Annotated in this window: 14 protein-coding genes; 6 read left to right on the top strand and 8 right to left on the bottom strand. The window is 38.8% G+C overall.

Annotated features, from left to right (window positions below; genetic code table 11):
* Positions 1-243: 243 nt before the first annotated feature.
* Entirely contained in the window at positions 244-1,056 is an 813-nt protein-coding gene (locus tag FHG64_RS13380; protein WP_139066877.1) for an SDR family NAD(P)-dependent oxidoreductase, read from the bottom strand.
* Between the two features lie 116 nt (positions 1,057-1,172).
* Between FHG64_RS13380 and FHG64_RS13375 the strand changes: the two genes are divergently transcribed.
* Positions 1,173-1,847, top strand: a complete 675-nt coding sequence (locus tag FHG64_RS13375; protein ID WP_139066876.1) for a M15 family metallopeptidase — start codon at positions 1,173-1,175, stop codon at positions 1,845-1,847.
* Positions 1,848-1,860: 13 nt separating this feature from the next.
* Here FHG64_RS13375 and FHG64_RS13370 read toward each other — a convergent pair whose 3' ends face one another.
* The 6 genes from FHG64_RS13370 to FHG64_RS13345 all read right to left on the bottom strand — a co-directional run bounded on the left by FHG64_RS13370 (position 1,861) and on the right by FHG64_RS13345 (position 10,151).
* Complete coding sequence (locus tag FHG64_RS13370; RefSeq protein ID WP_139066875.1) at positions 1,861-3,609, bottom strand: hypothetical protein; 1,749 nt, start codon at positions 3,607-3,609, stop codon at positions 1,861-1,863.
* A 13-nt stretch (positions 3,610-3,622) separates the two neighbouring features.
* A complete protein-coding gene (locus FHG64_RS13365) occupies positions 3,623-4,816 on the bottom strand; it encodes a DUF4249 domain-containing protein (protein ID WP_139066874.1) in 1,194 nt (397 codons plus the stop codon).
* Positions 4,816-7,578, bottom strand: a complete 2,763-nt coding sequence (locus tag FHG64_RS13360) for a TonB-dependent receptor (RefSeq protein ID WP_139066873.1) — start codon at positions 7,576-7,578, stop codon at positions 4,816-4,818. Before FHG64_RS13360 ends, FHG64_RS13365 begins: the two co-directional genes overlap by 1 nt.
* On the bottom strand, positions 7,575-8,312 hold the full coding sequence (locus FHG64_RS13355) for a hypothetical protein (protein WP_139066872.1): 738 nt from the start codon (positions 8,310-8,312) through the stop codon (positions 7,575-7,577). Before FHG64_RS13355 ends, FHG64_RS13360 begins: the two co-directional genes overlap by 4 nt.
* 170 nt (positions 8,313-8,482) lie before the next feature.
* Positions 8,483-9,013: an HD domain-containing protein gene (locus FHG64_RS13350; protein ID WP_139066871.1), complete on the bottom strand. Its 531-nt coding sequence runs from the start codon at positions 9,011-9,013 to the stop codon at positions 8,483-8,485.
* Between the two features lie 145 nt (positions 9,014-9,158).
* Positions 9,159-10,151, bottom strand: a complete 993-nt coding sequence (locus tag FHG64_RS13345) for a hypothetical protein (protein WP_139066870.1) — start codon at positions 10,149-10,151, stop codon at positions 9,159-9,161.
* Between the two features lie 541 nt (positions 10,152-10,692).
* Between FHG64_RS13345 and FHG64_RS13340 the strand changes: the two genes are divergently transcribed.
* Positions 10,693-12,033 (top strand): phage integrase SAM-like domain-containing protein, encoded by a 1,341-nt coding sequence (locus FHG64_RS13340; RefSeq protein ID WP_139066869.1) that lies wholly within the window; start codon positions 10,693-10,695, stop codon positions 12,031-12,033.
* Positions 12,034-12,155: 122 nt separating this feature from the next.
* On the opposite strand, the gene FHG64_RS13335 is transcribed toward FHG64_RS13340, so the two are convergent.
* Positions 12,156-13,067, bottom strand: coding sequence for a helix-turn-helix domain-containing protein (locus FHG64_RS13335; protein WP_139066868.1), 912 nt, complete (start codon positions 13,065-13,067; stop codon positions 12,156-12,158).
* Between the two features lie 167 nt (positions 13,068-13,234).
* Between FHG64_RS13335 and FHG64_RS13330 the strand changes: the two genes are divergently transcribed.
* The 4 genes from FHG64_RS13330 to FHG64_RS13315 all read left to right on the top strand — a co-directional run bounded on the left by FHG64_RS13330 (position 13,235) and on the right by FHG64_RS13315 (position 17,213).
* Entirely contained in the window at positions 13,235-14,422 is a 1,188-nt protein-coding gene (locus tag FHG64_RS13330; protein WP_139066867.1) for an aldo/keto reductase, read from the top strand.
* A gap of 168 nt (positions 14,423-14,590) precedes the next feature.
* The gene (locus tag FHG64_RS13325) at positions 14,591-15,688 is read left to right on the top strand and encodes an alpha/beta hydrolase (RefSeq protein ID WP_139066866.1); all 1,098 of its coding nucleotides are present in this window, start codon (positions 14,591-14,593) and stop codon (positions 15,686-15,688) included.
* A gap of 26 nt (positions 15,689-15,714) precedes the next feature.
* Complete coding sequence (locus FHG64_RS13320) at positions 15,715-16,563, top strand: DUF4440 domain-containing protein (protein WP_139066865.1); 849 nt, start codon at positions 15,715-15,717, stop codon at positions 16,561-16,563.
* Between the two features lie 14 nt (positions 16,564-16,577).
* Entirely contained in the window at positions 16,578-17,213 is a 636-nt protein-coding gene (locus tag FHG64_RS13315) for a flavodoxin family protein (RefSeq protein WP_139067975.1), read from the top strand.
* Positions 17,214-17,222: the final 9 nt, after the last annotated feature.

The raw sequence follows: 17,222 nt of genomic DNA, 5'->3' as shown, positions 1-17,222 counted from the left end.
AATATATTGATTTTTTCCTCCGGGTCTTCCTTTAAAATCTTAAGGTGTTTATAAAATTACAATACCTGAAAACCCTGTCAACCATCAAAAAGGTCTTTTCCACGGGTCAAAAAAAATCTTTACTTAAATCCTGGTGCTTTAGTAAAAGCCACTACCTCTACCAGGAACTTTTAAAATTTCCGAATCTAATCCAGAATCAAAACCACCTCTTCAAATTGGATATACTTTTCCATGAGATAAAATTTATACGCAGCCGTACTGAAGGAGCTTTGAAATAGATGCTACCACAAAAACAAAAGGTTGCAGCAGCTTATTGTGCAAGATACCCCCATCTATTGGATAGTAAGCCCCTGTGGCAAAAGAGGATCTTTGGGAAGCCAGCCACAAGTGCAATTGTGCAACTTCGTCTGCTTTCCCCAGTCTTCCTATGGCATGCTTGGCCACAACCTGCTCCAAAACATCCTTATCAAGATCCTGGATCATAGGGGTTTTGATGAATGCAGGGCCCGTAGAATTCACCCTGATCCCTTTAGCTGAGTATTCCAAAGCCGCTGTTTTGGTCAACCCCAGGACCCCGTGTTTTGCAGCCACGTATGCGGCGCTATACGCAAATCCCACGCTTCCAAGTATAGAAGCAACATTAATGATAGATCCTCCACCGTTTTCCAGCATTGCAGGGATTTGGTACCTCATTCCATAGAACACCCCGGACAGGTTGATCCTAACCACCTTATCCCATTCCTGTGGATCATATTCACCCACAGGCGCAGCTGCACCACTAATCCCTGCGTTATTAACAGCAATATCAAGTTTGCCAAATGTCTTTATAGCCAGTTTAACGGTCTCTTCAGAGGCTTCAGGGAGTGAAACATCTGCCTTGAGAAAAACAGCTTTTCCGCCTTCATTTTTTATGCTTTCAACAAGTTTTTCTCCTTTTTCGGTATCAATATCTGTAAGCACGAGTTGCGCACCTTCTTTAGCAAATAAAAGGGCTGTTCTTTCTCCAATCCCGGAAGAAGCTCCTGTAATAATTGCTACTTTGTCTTTTAGTTCCATAATAACGTTATTAGCCTGTTACTTTAAATTGCTCTAAATTAAGGAATTATAATATTTTAAAATATGAGATGCATCAGTAAAATTCTTTTTTTTACCTTCCCGAATAAATTTAAAAAATGAGGTTTTCATTTCTTTTATTCAGCATTCTATTCACAATCAACACTTACGGGCAAACCACCTCCTTACCAAAAGGTTTTGTCTATGTAAAAGAAGTAATTCCAGATGTGCTGGAGGAAATGCGGTATTATTCAGATAATAATTTTATTGGGAAACCTATAGAAGGCTACAAAAGTAACCGTGCAATCCTGGCAGAACCTGCTGCCCTGGCCTTAAAGAGGGTCCAGAAGGAATTGAAAAAAGGGGGCTATTGCCTCAAGATATTTGATGCCTACAGGCCTCAAAGGGCTGTGAATGAATTCATCTCCTGGGCAAAACAGCCGGAGGACACCCTTAAAAAGCAGTTGTTTTACCCTGAAATCCCTAAGGATGAATTGTTTGAACGTGGCTATATTTCCAGCCGTTCCGGCCATTCCAGGGGCAGTACGATAGATCTAAGTATTATAGATGCCAATACCGGAGTGGAGATTGACATGGGATCACCCTATGATTTCTTTGGAAGCCTTTCACACCATGACACCTCTCTTATTACTCCGGCCCAGAGAGAAAACAGGCTATACCTTAAAAGCATAATGAGAAAACACGGCTTTGTGGCCTATCCCCAGGAATGGTGGCACTATACTTTTAAACCGGAAGCATTTCCGGAAACTTATTTTGATTTTGTTGTGGAATAATCCAGATGCTATCCTATTGAACCTCTATTACCTTCTGCAAGGAGACCGCTTCCCCATCTTCTGTAAAACCTTCAATAGTGATCTCGTAATTTCCGGGAACATCTGAGGTGTAAAATTCAATTTCTGCAGTAGTTCCATCTACAACCAGCAGGGGCAACCATAAAAGTTGTAAGCGATAATCTGGCACCCTGGAATATAATTGTTTCTTTAAACCATAAACTGGCTGGTAATAGGTTTTTTTAGGTTGCAGGATCTCAATTCTCTTAGTCTTTATAAAGTTGTGGTTTATATATTCATAGAAATCTCCATTAATAGTTTCTACAACCATTAATCCATTGAAAACCTCGGGTCCCAGGTAATATTTCTCCCTTTGAAGGCCTATGCTTTTAACTTTTCCGGCATCATAATGAATAAAATCCTCGTGGTCCTGGAGAATGAGGCCGTCAACTATGAGCAAAGGTTTTAAACTTTGGGAACCGGCGCTCCCGGTTAATTCAAAATGTGAAGATCCACGCCTGTTCCTTCTCACCCTTGCCAGTTGGATTATTTCCACAAAGGTCTCCTGGAGGGTAGGAAACCTTGTAAATTCATCAAGATTATAAATCTCCGGCAGGGAGCCGTAAAAAGGTATTGATTTCACCTGGCTGTCAATGGAATCCTGTTTTACTGAAACATAGCTATTTTCTACCTGGTTGTAAATACTACGTTGTCTAATAAGCTCCACCATCCCGTTCGTTATCTTTACTTCCTGGAATCTTATATCCTGCTTCTCAACAGCAGGAGCGTTATCCAGGATAATTTCGAAATGTTCCCTATCATCTCCCAAAACCTGGAAAAAAGCGCGGGAACCAAAATCCATTTTATCCAGATTCAACTTGAAGGAGCCATCTGTAGCTGTTTTGACCAATCTTACAAAGAATGGTTTTCCGGGTAGGGAAACAATTAAAGTCCTTCCACCTGCCTCTACATTTTTATCCCGGGCAATGACCTTCCCAGATAATATTTCTCCTCTTAGGTCCGGCAATACCAAATTTTTATTTCTTTCCCAGTTGGAATCCTCTAACGTACTGTGAAAACTTTCAGCGGTTAATGGCTGTGGTATTAAAAAGTTTTCAAGTTTTTTCACTGAAACTGAAAAATTTCCCCTTACAGGGCCGGAGCCTACCTTGCTTAAGTTAATAGTGACTTTTTCCCTCCTACCATAGACATCATTGTTTACTTCCAGGCAAAACTTTTTATTTTTACGAATGCTATTTCCTCCTGAAGGATCCTGGAGCAAGGTGGTAACATTTGATCCGGGAACACTATCATTTAACCAAATAACATTGCTTTGATCTTCCATATATGGATTGATAATGACAAGATCTCCACTAAAAAAATGTCCTTTCCCGGCATTCTGCATCCAGCGGGTGTATCCTAAAAGCTTATATGCACCAGAGGGGACCGTTGAAGGTATAAGAAAATCTCCGTAACCAGCGCCACCTTTAAGACTAACTTTGTGTAGAAAAATTTGTTCCCCATCCTGGCTCGTGAGTTCCAGGTAACCTATGGAACTAAGGTTTGAAAGTTTACCGGAGTTGGGATCTACAGAATATAATTTATACAGAAGGCTTTCCCCCGCGACAAGGAATGTAGAATTGTAGTGTATAAAAACCTCCTCCTTATTATCAAAAAGCCGGTCTCGTGCAGAAAGATCCTGCTGGCTGTAACCAAATGTGGTAAACATTAGACAAAGCAGCAGGGTAATATATAATTTTTTCATTCGCTCTCTTAAATTATTCCTCCCAAAATTCAGGAACTATATTACTTCCTATCAGGGTACAGTCCACACACTCTGCACGCACAAACTCATATCGTTGTGGATCATTGGTGTAAGGCAGCATATGATTTCCCTTATCTTCATAAAACCGCAGAAATTCATTACGGATATTTGCAAACAGATCAGATTCTGTGGTGGCAGTCACTAAAGGACAATATGAACTAAAACTAGGACGCGGACCCTCACTGAGGCTGTAATAATCTGTATAATTGAAGTAAACTCTCTTTTCAGTCACAGATGAAACGCTAAAAAAGCCAAGGACATTCTCTTCCGGATTACTACGGGAATATATGTTCCCTGCTAAATAACCCGGCTGGATCTGTGAAAAAAGACTTTCAGACTCAGACAGGTCTTTGAGGCTTTGATAAAATGAAAATGCTTCCCTGGAGATTCCATATTGTTTCACGAGTATACTATACCTGTGTGCAAACACAGGATTATCATAAGGTATAAATCTTAGCAATTCCCCCTGTACATTATCCTCATTTAGAATATTGGTATTACTTATAACAATATTACGAGAGAAGTCTGTTTTAAAACAGGTATATTCCTCCTTAGTTTTAGGGATTAGATCTACATTTCCGTCATTAAGAATTATATCGTAACTTTTGTAAAAAGGAGATACAATCTTATAGGTTTCTTCATATTCATACCTGTAATAACCGGAACTACCATTGGTACCCCTGCTATCAACCAGAATCTCAATACCGGGAACCCCCTCAATATTTTCACCCGGCTTTGCATACACTTCTTCAATGATCGTTGTGCCGGAGAATTGCGCAGGATCTGATGCGTAAATTTCCCCACTATCTGTAGTAAATTCCAACTGGTAGCTGCGCCCAACTTCGGCTTTAAATGGGGTTATTGAAAGATATTTTCCAGGACTTCTCTCTTCAAAAAGAAAAACACTACCTGCATCATCTTTTACGCTTACTTCAGCATATCTTAATGGTACAGGGCCATCCTCTTCTAAATTATATGTCCTGGAAATCATTATCTCCTGGTGCTTTTCCTCATTAGTAATAGTTCCCTCTACCACCACAGCACTGTCAAATGTTTTACTTTGAAATTCATAGGGCTCAACACAGCTATGTGTTAATAGACCTATGATGAAAAGGATTCCAATTATATATTTGTTTCGAGTACCCATTAAAATTTAAAATTATAAGTTATAGTGGGAATAGGAATAGAAAAAATAGAACTTTGATATGCTTTTACCTCTCCGTTATCTGTAATAAAGAACACAGAATATGGGTTATTCCTTCCAAGAACATTATAAACAGAAATATTCCAGAAGCTGTGTGCAAACTTTTGGATCCTGTGATTCCCTTCTATATTAAGGCTTAGGTCCAGGCGGTAATAATCCGGTATACGAAACTGGTTCCTGTCACTGTAGGTCACATACTCCGCTCCATTAAAGGTGTACTTCCCAATTGGAAAGGTGACCGGCCTGCCGGTTTGATAAATAAAATTCGCAGACAGGCTAAACCTTTTGGTAAGTTTATAATTTGCTACTATGCTTAAGTCATGTGGTTTATCAAAATTGGCAGGAAAAAATTCTCCATTATTAACACGCTCTTCCCGGAAGTCACTATCAAGTTTAATAAAGGAACGTGAATAACTGTAACCAATCCAGCCATTAAGTTTACCTCTCGTTTTCTTTAGCAAAAATTCCACGCCATACGCTTTTCCTTCTCCCTGCAACACCTCTGTTTCAATATTCTCATTTAGAAACAGTTGGGCGCCTACTTTAAAATCCAGCATATTATCCAGTGTTCTGTAATAACCCTCCACACTGGTCTCAAACATGTCATTATCAAAATTACGATAAAGCCCCAGGGAATATTGGGTAGCGGTTTGCGGGCGTATATTGCCATCAGATAATTTGTAAGTGTCTGTAGGAGATACCGTGGTGTTATTGGAAAGAGTATGAATATATTGATAGGTGGTATTATAACTTGCCTTAGCAGAAAGTTCCCTGCCAAGAAAATATCGTGCAGACAACCTTAATTCAGGACCACCGTAGGTTTTAATAACTTCATTATCATCAAATTCCAGGATCTCTTCTACGGTTGTTTCATCCCTTGGAAGACCCTCTCGATACCTGGCTTCCTCCCCCGGTCCCAATGCGGTAAAAAACGAATAACGAAAGCCGGCATTAATTAAAAGCTTTTCGTTTACAGTAAAATCATCTCCTATGTAAATTGCGGTTTCAAGGCCCCTTTCACCAGCAATATCAAAAGGTTCTACCAGGGATTCCCTGCCATCGGGACGAATTTGCCCGGGCTCTACCCCGTAAAGTTTTGCCGAAACCCCATAATTAAAATCATGTTTGTCACTATAGAGATAATTTAAATGTAGTTTCAGTTCTGTTTCATTAATATTATAACCAGAGGTGAAATTGTTATTGGCTTCTCCCTGGTAATCTATATTAAACTTGTAATTACTGTTGGTAAGAATAACTGCGCCACGGTTCTTCTCATCAAACCTATGATTGAACTTTAAAGATCCAAGACGATTTTCATAACTAAAAAGCGAATCAGAAGTGATACTAAAAACATCCCTGCTAAAATAACCTGTTGCCTCTATATCACTCTTTTCATCTATTTTATGGTGGTATTTTGCAATAATATCATAGAAAGAAGCCCTTGTATTTTGGAGTGCCGGATCATCCAATGTATTCAATATCCAATCTGAATAAGTACTGCGACCACCTACCAGTAGGGCAGATTTTTCTTTGACCACCGGAATCTCCAAAGAAAGACTGCTGGTCACGGGGCCAATAGAAGCTTCACCTGTAAATTTTTCTGTATCCCCTTTTCGGGTTTTAATATCAAATACAGAAGAAAGGCGCCCCCCATATTCGGCAGGGATGCTACCCTTATAAATATTCACCTCTCCAGAGGTAAAAGGGTTTATTGCTGAAAAAATTCCGAAGAAATGTGCCGGATTATAAATTACCGCGTCATCCAAAAGAATTAAATTTTGATCTGCCCTTCCTCCCCTTACATTAAAACCTGCAGCACCTTCTCCTGCCGTACTTATACCTGGAAGGGTTGTGGCCACCTTGATAATATCCCTTTCACCCAATACGAGCGGGATTGTTTTGATTTCTGCCACATTTATTTGCTCGATACCTGTAATGGCTTGTTTCACATTCCTGTTGGAATTTGCCGCAACAACTATTTCCCCCAATTGCTGCAGGTTCTCTTCCAGTTCTATATCCAGTCTCCCATCATTAAAAATTACTATTTGTCTTCTGTAAGCAGTGGATTCCAATGAACTTGTTTCCAGTAGATGTTGCCCGGCAGGAAGCTGCAGTTCATAATATCCTTCATTATTTGTGGTGGTACCTGTTCCCCTTTCCCTTACAAGGATGGAAACATCTGGTAGTCTTCTTCCGGTATCTGCATCTGTAATATATCCGGAGATCCTGAAGCTTCTTTTATTATTTCCTTTTATCTCTTTTCCAATATATATAGTCCCTTCCTTAATATCCCCTGCTGTACCGGGTTTAAAGACCGGTTCCACGTCTCCTATGGGCGTTTCACTTACTATCATCTTATCCTCACGCGGTCCTGCAAGACTCTTGGCAACTTCATCATAGATTATATTGTTCCTGGTAAGAATTATACGCTCTTCATCTATTTGGAAGAAGTTTATTACCGTGTTTTGGAAGATATGAGTTAACACCTCCTCAAGGTCTGTATTTTGAAAATGGCCGCTTACGTTATATTCCTGCAGCCATTCTTCAAGAAAAAAGAATTTGTACGATGTTTGATCTTCAATTTCCTGCAAAACCCTTACGGCTGATTTATTCTCGAAATCCAAACTGATTCCCTGGACTTTCACCTCCTGTGCCATCGAAAGTTGAAAAATAAAAAGCAGACACCAAAAGAATATATTTTTCATCGTTGTGGCATTTTCCTTAACTCATCTTCCAGTCCGGAAAGTTCACGGAATAAGTTAGTGTAAAAAGTTTCCGGCCGGCTTCTTAAAATTGACCGGTCGCTCCTGTAGTGGTTTTGAATTTCGCTTCTATATTGCGGAAATATTGTTTCGAGATCATTCCTCGAACCAAGAATGTAATTTCGATCTCCATAAGTAAAGGCATAATGGCCCTCAATAGGTTCAAACTCAAAATAAGATATCTCTCTGTCCCTTTTTTCGTTTAACCTTAGCGCATGCTTTTTTAAAACCTTAAAATTGTTATCCTCCCATAATACTTCGTGAAATCCTGTGACCCCTGCATTATTTTGAGGTATAATGTTTATGAAAGGTGTTCCGTTTAAGTTGAAGCGCTCCACCTTCTCCTTCACAAGTTGAATGATATTAAGCCCCAGGCCGCTTTCCAGTTGCACCACCAATACATCATCAAAAACATTATATCTCATTTGAAGGTCCGGGAACCACTGCCCATCATATAAAACAGATCCTTTTCCTGTGGCACTTCCAAAAAGTTTATTTTTTTCATTGATGGTGCGGTGACGATCTGAATATGCAGTCCCATTTAGCAGCCTTGTATTCTCTGTTCCAATTTGGTTATCAAACCATTTAAGCAGTTCAGGCTGTTCCTGGCCCATAAGAAAGACAGGAGAAAACAATAAAATTATAAACAGGGAGAAGGAGAAATAGTTTTTTATCATTAAGGAAATCCAGAGGATGATACAGTATAATATTTAAGGCAAAGCTCCTAAAATCTCTATAAATCTAAGGTTACTCTAAGCTTCAAAAGGTAAAACTACATTATTTTTGCATTTATACAACTGCGCGTAAGTTTAATTATAGGTGCTATTAATCTTACAAGCACTTTTTTTCAATTTTCCTCCTCCCTTAAAACGCGCTTTGCCTCCTCTATTTCCTGTAAAGCTTTTTGATAAAGTAATTCATCACCCTCGCTTAATACCTTGACAAGGGCTTCCATTTCCCTGAGATATTTCCTTGCAAATCCTTTATCATTTTTAACTATATCCAGAGTGTTATCTATCACATCTGCCAATTTGATCGTTTTGGCCTCCCTGCTCATTCCCGCCTGTCTCTCCACCTCTCTTTGCTTGCGGGAACTACGGTTAAAATGCGGGTAATTTATCTTCAGGAATTCATCTGTCAATTCATCTACCAGGTCTCCAATTCCCTGCCCAAACTCTGCATGGATTTCGTCAATGCTTACAGGGGTATCCTCTACTACATCATGCAAATAGGCAGCACAAACCATATCGTGAGAGTGGGAAACGGTCTTTACAAGTTCTGCAACTCGTATAGGATGCACGATGTAAGGTTCGTTTGAATATTTACGGAACTGCTCTGCGTGAGCTTTGCGTGCAAACTCCAAGGCCTCTTCTTCCATAAAAGGTTTTTACCCAATATAAGAAAATCCTTCAATGCTGAAGGATCCCCTATGAGGAGATCAATTTACAACTAAGGAAAGTGTTATTCTCTCCTGAGAATAAATCTTAAAAACTGAAATATTTGAGAGGGAGATTTAACGAATCTCAATCTTCTTCCTCCTTCTTCTCATAATAGACCTTTGCCATTTGGCTTCCCCCTGCAGTAATTAATAATAGTACCACATAACCTATTATTAGATAAAATAGCGGCATTGAAAACAGATCCTTAAGCATGGCGAGGAAAAAAGCACTTAGCCAGGAAACTATGGAAATAGCTCCAAGCGCAAAGGAAATGCGGGTTAATTTCTCGTACCTGTTCTTTTCCTCATCCACCAGTGAGATTTTTTTCATTTTAGGAGTAAGGTAAAGGTTAAGTATTCCTCCATTAATTATAACAATAAGTACCACGATCATTTTCATGATAAATCTTGGATTCTCATTAAAACTTTCTGCAGCCGGAAGGTACAATGCCAGTCCGCTTAAGATCAACAGGAAGATCCCAAAGATGATCATTTGGGAGATAAGGTGCATAATGACAGATTCCCGTGCAGAGATTGAATAATTTCTCATGAAGTGAGTGAACATGATATCTACTACCAGGGTACCACCAAGACCCATGGCAAGGCCCAGCAAATGTATGGTCAAATTATACTCTCTTGTTTCTTCCAAAAATTCCTGGATTCCCATAGGCATGCCTGTATAGACAGCTATGAAAATTACCAGGGAAAAAACCATGGAGAAGAGCAGCCAGGGATGGAATCGATTCACTACCCCAACACTCATAGCCATTTTATAGATCCCGAGAAAAAGAGTGATCCCGGAAAGATATAGAACAGCAAGGTCTATCCCGGGAATCCGTAGATTAAGAATGAATTTAACCAGATAAGTAAGAGTTACGATCACGAAATAACCCAACAGGATCTTTTCTACCGGGATCTCAAAAAACAGCTTATTGCGAATATGGAGGATAGGGTCATCTTTTTCGGGATCATCCGGTAGGTCCTTGTCTTTCCTTTTTCGCCTTTTGAGAAAAGCGTAAAACAGTATCCCAATTCCCGATAAAGCAACAACCAGTAATGTAATAAAGTTAAGTACCATACTTGTAGGGTTTTCCTTAAAGATAAAGCTACTTATTTTAAAATTAAAGTGAGATTAGAAAAGTATTCAGGCTCTTACTCAAAGGAATAGGATCTACTTTAAATCAAATGGAAACATCGATTAGTGACCTTTCCTTTCCATTTGTGAAAAGGGTAGCATATAGGAACCTACTGTTTTGATGAGGTGCTTGTTATTTAAAGTTTAATTATATCTTTTAAAAATGTTTATCAGTAGATAATTATAGGAACTTCACAGAAACCATTGTTCGGAAATAAATCATAAAGAAAAAGTGCAAAAAATTGGAAAACAAAAAGCTTATAAAACACAAAGCCCTCTAAATCAATAAGATAAAGAGGGTTTCTGTACTCGGAGCGGGATGTTGAATTTAATTTTATTAAATCGAAAAAGTTTTGTTATACCTGTATATCACTGATTTTAAAATCATTCCAGAAAATTTTAACGGTAATTAAAATCAAATAATTCTATTGAATGTCGGGAAAGTGTCGGGAAAGGTTTATTTTTAGAATAAACAATTTTCGCTATGGCTACAGTCAAATATATTATTAGAGGAAAAGAAGATCCTGTAACCATTTACCTCCGTTTTATCCATGGCCGGAAACATGATTATATCAAAAGCACTGGAAAAATTATAAATATCTCCAATTGCATTTTATCCGGAAGTGGCAAAAAAAGCCCAATTTTAGAAGGGGTTAAAAGAAATTCTAAAGAAATGAAAAACCTTAACAGGAAGTTGAGGGACCTTAAAAATCAAATAATTGATCGCTACGACGAAGCTGCGCCAGGTGAAATTAACAGTGAATGGCTTCAAAAGCAAATCGATATTTTCAACGGAAATGTTGCGGTGGAAGAGACCGCAAAAAGTGATCTGTTAGTAGATGCTATTCAAAATATTATTGATACTGCTGGACTGAGAGAAAACTCCAAAGGAGGGTTAGGCCTCTCTAAAAATCGAATTGATAACTATAAAAACCTTCTCCAAATTATAATAAAATATCAGGGTAAAAAAAGGCTTAAGGTGCAGGATGTAGACATAAAATTTGGCAAGGATTTTCTTGACTGGATGCTTAATAAAAGAAATTATGCCGAAAGCTATGCCAAGAAAAAAATAGATGATTTGAAAACTGTTTGTGCCGATGCTGAAATAAATGGTTTCACAGTTAGTCCTCAGCTCAAAAGAGTAAAAGGAGGCAAGGCTAAAAACCAATACATTCTATATTTAAGCCCCCAGGAGCTTCAAACAATTGAACAGGCACCACTTACCAGTAAATCATTATTGAACACCAGGAAATGGCTCCTTTTGGGTTGCAACCTTGGACAAAGAGGTCAGGATCTTCTTAACTTAACTGAAGAGAACTTCGTAACACGAAATGGATTGGAAGTTATAGAACTTAAACAAGAGAAAACAGGGAAACAGGTTACTATTCCAGTTCTACCGGTTACGAAGGAAATTTTAAAAGAAGGTCTACCTTATAACATTTCACTTCAAAAGTTTAACAAACACCTGAAGGATCTTTGTAAGGAGGTGGGTATAGATGAGGTCATTCCGGGTATGAAAATTGAAATGGTTGATAAGAATGGAAAAATAATACCGAAGGATAAAAACGGAAAGAGAAAAGAAAAAGGTGAAAAACGAAAAGTAAAAGGATCTTTCCCTAAATGGCAATTGATGAGTTCACATGTGTGCCGAAGATCTTTTGCCACAAATACCTACGGAAAATTGCCCACTCCTTTAATTATGCAAATAACTGCTCATAGTACAGAAAAAATGTTCCTAGGTTACATAGGCAAATCTTCAATGGACTATGCTCAACAAATTGCGGATTTTTATGCTAAAGAAGCACAAAAAACAGTAATTAAATAAACCTCATCACATTTTTGTCAGATCTATAACTATCTCTTGGGTAGAGGTTCGGTTCTCCTATCCCCATAAAAAAGTTTTGATTATTAAATTCTTATGAGTGTTGCACTATAGAATTAACAACACTAATTCATATTCCGAAACTCCTTTGGTGTTAATCCCACTCTTTGTTTAAATAGCCTGGTAAAATGTTGTGGGTATTTAAAACCTAACTCATAAGCAATTTCATTTACAGATTTTTCAAGATTGAACATTCTGTTCTTAGAAACCTCGATGATCTTATTTTGTATATATTCCTGAGCAGATTTACCTGTTTCTTTTTTTATAAGATCTCCAAAATAATTTGGAGATAAATGTAATTCATCTGCAAAATAGGCAACAGAGGGTAAACCGCTTAGTTGCGGCATTTCAGATCTAAAGTAGCCGTTGAGCAACTCTTCAAATTTTTCCAGTATTCCCCGGTTAGCATTGTCTCTGGTTATAAACTGACGGTCGTAAAAACGATCGCAATAATTTAAGAACAGCTCAATATTGGAAGTGATAAGTTTCTTACTATGCTTATCCACCCCTTGTTGTAATTCATATTTAATTTTAGAAAAACAATCAAGCACAAGCTGCCTTTCTTTTTCTGATAAGTGCAATGCTTCACTCATTTTATAGCTAAAAAATCCATATTCCTGAATACTGCGAGCGAGAGATGTTCCCGATATTAGATCTGGATGAAACACCAAGGCATGACCTATTGGCTGGTACATTTCCCCACTATTCTCAATTTCCATTACCTGTCCCGGAGAAACAAAAACTAAAGTACCTTCCTGGTAGTCATAATAATTTCGGCCATACTTTAAATCTCCGCATTTTACTTCTTTTAAGAAAATACAGTAAAGACCATAATTTATTTTTATAGTCTTCGCTCCGCCCCAGCTACGTGGATTTGCCTTAGAGAAATCAATGATATTCACCAGGGGATGCAGCGTCTCGTGATTATTTAATGCATTATATTCACTTACCGTCTCGAACTTAAATAAACCCTCCATGCTTTCCTTAATTATTAATTCAAACAAATTTACAAAATCCACTCCTCACTTTTAACCCGTTGAAGGTCAATCAGTAATATTGGTAGAAAATGCAGTAATCTGTATAACTTACTGAAAAGCAGAAAAAAGGATCTTTGAAAAGTTCAAAATCAAGTAAAAATAAGGATATGGAAAAAGATAATCTTAAAGATACTAACGACAAGTCAGGAATTAATTTTAATAGACGGTCCTTTTTAGGCAGCACAGCAATTGCGGGTTTAGGCCTTGCGTTAAATCCGTTTTCTCTGGGAGCACAGACTTCGCACCAGAATTCCGGAAAGAAAGAGGAGAAAAAAACAAAACTAGCCACCAATCGTAGAAACCTTGGAAAATTGGAGGTTTCCTCTCTTGGTTTAGGCGGCCTTCCTGTTGTTGGCTTCTATACCGGAGGTGTACGGGAACAGGAGAAAGTAAATAAGCTTTATAGAGAAGCCTTTGAAAATGGCGTAACCTTTTTTGATACAGCTGAAGTTTATGGTCCACACATGAATGAAAGACAGGTGGGAGAAGCAATAAAGCCCTTTAGAAAAGAAGTGGTGCTGGCCACTAAATTTGGGTTCAATGTAGAACCTCAATCCGGGGAAAGAGGAGGAGTTGACAGTAGCGCCAAAACCATTCGTAGAGCTGTTGAGGGAATGCTGAAAAGACTGAATACAGATTATATTGACCTGCTATACCAGCACCGTGTTGATCCGAATGTCCCTATTGAAGATGTGGCAGGTACCGTTCAGGAATTAATTAAAGAAGGAAAGGTGCTGCATTGGGGGCTTTCTGAACCAGGTCTAAACACAATACGGAGAGCACACGCCGTACAACCACTAGCTGCCATTCAAAATGAATATTCGCCATGGACGAGAGATCCTGAAGCTGAAGTTTTGCCTCTCTGTAAGGAATTAAATATTGGTTTTGTTCCCTGGTGCCCTTTGGGATATGGATTTTTTGCGGATGCAATCAATGAGAACACCCGGTTTTCTGAAGGAGATTTCCGAACTATTTTACCACGAACCACGCCTGAGAATATTCCTCAAAATTTAAAAATGCTTTATTACATAGAAGAATGGGGACTTCGTAAAAATGCAACACCCGCTCAGATAACCTTAGCATGGTTACAGGCTCAAAAACCCTGGATCGTGCCAATCCCAGGGACTTCAAATTCGGTTCATCTCAGGGAAAACATAAAAGCAAATGAAATTTCCTTTACTTCAGAAGAACTTAATGATTTTAATGAGGGACTTTCACAAATTGAAATTGCAGGTGCCCGTAATGCACAACCTGTTCTTGATGGGATGGGTGTAGAAGCTCCTCCAAAGGAATAAAAAGGAAGGGGAAAATCTTTAAAAGTATTATAAAATTATCCAACGTATTCTCTGTTTGCTTTGCCAAAGTGTCAAGTTCAATCAGTAGTATTGGTAGAAAAAGCAGTAACTTATGTAATAATACTTACAAAGAATCAAAAGAAATTTGCAGATGAAAAGCTTTTTATAATGAAATATATAATTTTTAGTATTAAACCGGTTTACATATTTTTAATTGCCATTACCTTCTATTCCTGCAGCTCCACGAAGAGCGGTATTATCAAAATTCAGGAACAGGGAAGTTTTGCAGTGGGTGGTACAGTCAAAAAGAGCCCCGGCACTTTTGATCCTGTAGAACACGGGGCTTTCAATCCTCGCAATCAAAGTACAGAAGGTCAAACATTGCATGGCGATCACGGCACTGTGTTTTACCAAAGGCCTGTAAATGCCAGGGAACTCCCGCTGGTTTTCTGGCATGGCTTCGGACAATCTATGAGGACCTGGCAAACTACACCAGATGGCAGAGAGGGATTCCAAAGTATTTTTCTTCGGAAACGTTTTCCGGTATATTTAATTGATCAGCCACGACGAGGCCTCGCCGGACGGGGTACTGAAGGAACTACAATTCCAGCCGCTACAGATGATCAGTTGTGGTTCGGGATTTTCCGTTTAGGAATGGGAACCGAATTTTATGAAGGAGTTCAATTTTCTAAAGATCCACAGGCCTTAGATCAATTCTTTAGACAAATGACGCCCGATACTGGACCCCTCGAGATTGATTTAAATATAGCTGCAGTTTCTGCTTTATTTGACAGAATTGGACCCGGCGTTTTAGTTACCCATTCTCATAGCGGTGGCCAGGGTTGGCTTACTGCTTTACAAAATCAAAATATTAAAGGGATTGTTTCTTATGAACCTGGAAGTAATTTCGTGTTTCCTGAAGGAGAGGTGCCGGAACCTATGCCCTATCTGGGTGGGCAATTGAGCGCCCGGGCTGTTCCAATGGATGAATTTAAACGTCTCACTGAGATCCCCATTATCATCTACTATGGAGATTATATACCTGAAGAAGTTACCCAAAACCCCGGAAAGGAACAGTGGCGTGTAGCTCTTGCCATGGCAAGAAAATGGACAGAAACTGTTAAAAAGCATGGTGGGGATGTAACATTAGTGCCACTGCCTGAAATAGGACTTGAGGGGAACACCCATTTCCCAATGTCTGACCTTAACAATAAAGAAGTGGCAGATCATTTGTTTGAATGGTTGAAGGAAAAAGGACTGGATTAAAAACAACTAAATTTAAAACTCATAATATGAAAAGCGTACAAAATTTGTTTCTGATTCTGGCTTTAGGATTATTAATTCCAAATTTCCTGTTGGCTCAGGAAAGTATTTTTCCTAAAGGTAACAAAGCACCTAATGTTAATCATACCGGAGATGTGTGGTTGAGCCATGTGTTTGATGCCGATGAAACATTCGATTTTAACATCTCTCAGGCCGTATCTGCTGAGGGATCTAAACTAAACTGGCATTTGCATCCTGATGGACAATTACTATTAATTACTCACGGGGTTGGTTATTATCAGGAAAAGGGAAAAGAAGTTATGGTGGTCCGTGCCGGAGACGTTGTGAAGTGTCTTCCAAATGTTGAACACTGGCACGGTGCTACACCCAATAACACGGTTACTTATCTGGCAATAAGTGGAAATTCGCCTACAAAATGGACAGATACCCTTACTGCTGAAACTTATAATGCGCTAAAAACTCCTGAATTAGCACATAAAGATTCCGAGCAGGAAATCATAGAACTTTCTAAAAAGAAATGGAAATGGATGGCAGATAAAGAAGCCGATACTTTGGCAGATCTCTTCCACGAAAAATCCCAGTTCGTTCATATGGGTGGAAGCTGGGGCAAGGAGCGTGAGGTGGAAGTGATAAGGTCCGGTGGTATTCATTACAAAAATGCTGAGATTCACGATGTTTCTGTAGATGTTATGGGCAATACTGCCATTCTTTTAAATCGTATCACTTTACTGGCAGTAGTCGGAGGAAATGAAGTAACAAATCCGTTTATGGTTACAGAAGTATATAAGAAAGAAGATGGGGACTGGAAATTAGCTAATATGTCATTTGTCCGGCAAATGGACCGGCCAGGTAATTAATAAAGGAATTGAAAATGGGAAATCATCTAGCTGTTGCACTACTGGTTCTCCTGTGGTTGAATTTTTCCTGCAACGGAAAATCGACAGATCAGCCACGGGGGGAGGATATGGTTGAACAGGAAAGTGGCAAAACTTTGATCGTTTACCTATCCCGAACAAATAATACAAAGGCTGTAGCTGAATTAATCCAGAGTCAAGTAGGCGGTGACCTGGTTGAACTCCAATTACAAGATCCATATCCTGAAAATTATCGGGAAATTGTTAACCAGGTTGACAGAGAAAACGAAACCGGATATTTACCTCCTTTAAAGACTGGAATAAAGGAGCTGAATCAATATGACACAATTTTCATAGGATTTCCAACCTGGGATATGCAATTGCCTCCTCCAATGAAATCTTTTCTGAATCAATATACTCTTAGTGGTAAAACAATAATTCCTTTTAATACCAATGGAGGGTATGGTTTAGGAAGCAGTATTCAACAAATAGAAGAGCTATGTCCTGAATGTAATATTCTGGAAACGTATTCAACCAGAGGTGGTTTGGAAAGAGATGGAATTTACCTTGCCATCGAAGGAGAAAGACGAGAAGAAGTTCGCTCTCAAGTTAATGATTGGTTGCAAAAAATTGGTTTAATGCAACAAAATTAAAGAAAATAG

Origin of the sequence: Antarcticibacterium flavum (assembly GCF_006159205.1) — a bacterium.
Classification (GTDB): Bacteria; Bacteroidota; Bacteroidia; order Flavobacteriales; family Flavobacteriaceae; genus Gillisia; species Gillisia flava.
The sequence above is the reverse complement of the archived record's forward strand: the minus strand, read 5'-3'. Positions and strand labels throughout refer to the sequence as shown.